The 3,175-nt window shown below is 43.4% G+C and carries 1 protein-coding gene and 2 tRNA genes; all 3 read left to right on the top strand.

What is annotated here, in order from left to right:
- The first annotated feature begins 948 nt into the window (after window positions 1–948).
- The 3 genes from LQV63_RS31075 (at window position 949) to LQV63_RS31065 (ending at window position 2,713) form a co-directional block, all read left to right on the top strand.
- On the top strand, window positions 949–1,941 hold the full coding sequence (locus LQV63_RS31075) for a hypothetical protein (RefSeq protein ID WP_233699629.1): 993 nt from the start codon (window positions 949–951) through the stop codon (window positions 1,939–1,941).
- A 603-nt stretch (window positions 1,942–2,544) separates the two neighbouring features.
- A tRNA-His gene (locus LQV63_RS31070) sits at window positions 2,545–2,620 on the top strand.
- An 11-nt stretch (window positions 2,621–2,631) separates the two neighbouring features.
- Window positions 2,632–2,713, top strand: a tRNA-Leu gene (locus LQV63_RS31065).
- Window positions 2,714–3,175: the final 462 nt, after the last annotated feature.

Below are 3,175 nucleotides of genomic sequence, written 5' to 3'. Positions count from 1 at the left end.
AGCGCCGATGGTACTTGGACCGCAGGGTCCCGGGAGAGTAGGACGTTGCCAAGCAAGTGTAAATAGCCCACTGACTTATTAAAGTCAGTGGGCTATTTTTGTGTTAGCAAAGAGGCGGTGCAGTTCGCAGCTGATTTGCTTAATACTTAGTAAAGTTATTAAAGACCTGGAGTTTTCTTCATTAGAGAACTTAGGCCTGACTTCGACACATATGAGGACTATATGAAGAAGGCATCTACCTTGAAGACGATGTTCATACAACCTTCCGCCTTGCCAGAAGGGGATAGCTTTGCCAAGGGGAGGATCTATCTGGGCTCCGTTTGATCGTTCATTTCCTGCAGAATTGAAGGCAGAGGCCAAAAAGAAAGGAAAAAAGGTTTATTTGAAAAAATATAATTAGACGGAAGCAGAGCTTATCGAGATGGAGTATACAAATGGAGGAAATAATTTGATTTTGAAATATACTCGTCTTGATCTGAAGCAATTTGTCGATCAGAAAAGGCTATTTGTATAGAGCTGCTAAGGATAATGATTAGTCTGAAGCAAAACAGCCTCCTGTGGCTCGAAAAGGGCAGGCAGCTCGAAATAACAACAAACGAAGAAAATACATTGACGAAGGAAAAATTGATCAAGAACGCCAAAACGATGATCAAAAAACAACATATATCGAGAAGTCAGCAACCCTCTGCAGGAACTTAAGCAATAAAATGTTCCTCAGGGGGTTGTTTATGTTTATGGGGTTTGACCCCAGACCGGCGGGAAGCCCAGCATCTTCTCATTCGTGAGCGATGCGGTTCGCAGTAACATCGTTGTATTGGCTTAAAATGATGAAGTTATTAACGTTTTCTTAATTAATATTAATAGAATGTTGTGTGGCTTTTTTCCAATTCCTTCGCTAGGATAATATGAGTGAGCATATATTCAAGTAATTACATAGGAGGATTTACCATGAATTTGAAAAAAACGATTGTAGCAATATTGGTCGTATCTGGCATGCTGACTGCATTGGCAGGTCCAATTCCTGCGAGCGCGGAGGCAGCACAAGAGAAGCAGCAGGAGCAGCAAAAAGCGGAAAGCAAGAAAGTCCAAATAGACAAGAAGCTGGCTGCCAAGCTGCAAAAAGCGGTAAAACAATTTGCGGGAAAAGAGATAAAGCTTGAGGATGTCGGCGAACTTGAGAATGGGCTGGTCACGGTTCAATCTGCAGACGGAAAATATGGTGTTTTCCTCGATCCTAAAAAAGAAAAAATATGGAGCGTTTCCGTCAAGACGACAATCGACAAAGTCGGCAAAAAATTTCAAGACAAAGCCTTAGAACAGTTGAAGAAGGCCTATTCAAAGAAGAAATACGTGTTTAACAAAGAAGTTACGCAGTCACAATCCTACGATAATAGTAAGGGAAAACTTGGCGAGTATGTAACTTATAATTTAGACGGGAAAGATTTTTGCGCTCGAGTAATTGCTAATATTTCAGAAGGCTATGCCAGCGTCGGTGCGACGATCGATATTGACAAGAAAGAACTTGATCCGAAATTGTTGAAAACGGCAACGGAAGCGAGCAAAACGGCGTTCGATCATCAATTTGATGTGACGAAGGCGCAGATCGAGAGTGAGTGGACGAGGCATACGTGGATGCTTCAGGACGACAAGGTGACGATTTACATGGATAGCGGGAAAGCAGTCAGTCTGATCAATGAACAAGGCAATAAGGTGACGACGAACAAAGAAATAACGGAAAAAGAGGCCACAGAAGCGGTCGCTCCGCTAGCGAAAAAGTTATTTAATATCGACATTACGGGATATGAAGTAAAATGGGACAGCTTATTTAAAGATTACCGCTTCATTGAAAAAGATGATTTTACGGCGGTGAGAGCCGCATTGGATGCTGACAAAAACGTGGTGTACATAAAATCCGGGAGTAGAGCGGCCGCAGGGAATTAGGAGGGACCTGCGCCAGCGCAAGAGCAGCAACAACAGGAAGAACAACAAAACGGTACAACGGACAATTAAAGACGTGGATAAGAAGGTTACTGCAGGGGCGGTCACGTTATGTTGCTAAAGGCTCCCTCCCGGGAGAGTAGGTCGTTGCCAAGCAGTATGGAACAGCTCATTGACTTTAGTGTAGTCAGTGGGCTGTTTTGTTATGCACAAGTTGTTTACATGCTGCTTATTTCCAATGCAGACCCGTTTTTTCCCGGTAGGCAGCCACATAGATCCTTGAGGTTAAGATGACAGTAACAAAGGTACGCTGGAAACCGGGGGCCTTTTGGCTGTGACCATTTCAAATGTGGCAATGTAGGTGATCGGAAACGGCATTTCGTTTATCGTCTCGCGTAAATCTTTAATACTACACCGGTATCACTTTCCATATCGACACTGGTGTTCAACTCGCCCTCAGCATAACTATATGAACAGTAATAGGTTCTGCTCATATAATTGAACTGGAATAAATTAAGGGTTGAAAGTAATGGGGTGGATATGATATATTTGAAGACCGATAGAGAAAAGGCGATACTTAACTCATCGGGTATAATCGTTAATATGGCGGTCGTGGCGAAGTGGTTAACGCATCGGATTGTGGCTCCGACATTCGGGGGTTCGATTCCCCTCGATCGCCCCATATGATATTATGCCGATGTGGTGGAATTGGCAGACACGCCGCACTCAAAATGCGGTGCCGAGAGGCTTGCCGGTTCGAGTCCGGCCATCGGTATTCCGTAGAAGGGTTATAGTGAGACACTATTGAGGTTGTTATAATTTGATAAGTTGTCTACTTTATGCCCTCTGAACGCGACGGTAGTTTAGAACATTGTCTTAATGTTCTAAACTACCGTCGCGTTTATAGTTTAATAAAATCTCCCGATCCATGCCCTTCAGTAGTGAACAATGCCCAGAATCGGCAGCAGCGTTACCCAATTTGCATATCCATTTATCAATGGCGCGGTTCACGATGTTGAAGCTGCAATGAAATGGTAATAACTATATTGCAGATTTCTCTCAACTATAATAGTGGCAAGCGAAGCGTGAGGCTATGCGAGTGAAGCGGGTTGAGGTGCTAGCAACGGTAATTATAACTGTTGTGTAAATCTTTCTGAAAATAGGGGTTGCAATCTATTGCGAAGCTATGGTATATTCTATTTCCTGCCTCGTAAAGAGGTTGGAGGCAAGACAAAGA

Origin of the sequence: Paenibacillus profundus (genome assembly GCF_021369635.1) — a bacterium.
In the GTDB taxonomy this organism is placed as follows: Bacteria; Bacillota; Bacilli; order Paenibacillales; family Paenibacillaceae; genus Paenibacillus_B; species Paenibacillus_B profundus.
The sequence above is the reverse complement of the archived record's forward strand: the minus strand, read 5'-3'. Positions and strand labels throughout refer to the sequence as shown.

What these genes read in the sequence shown, in the direction of transcription:
- LQV63_RS31075 (WP_233699629.1), top strand. Translation starts at nt 949, where the DNA reads ATGAATTTGAAAAAAACGATTGTAGCAATATTGGTCGTATCTGGCATG.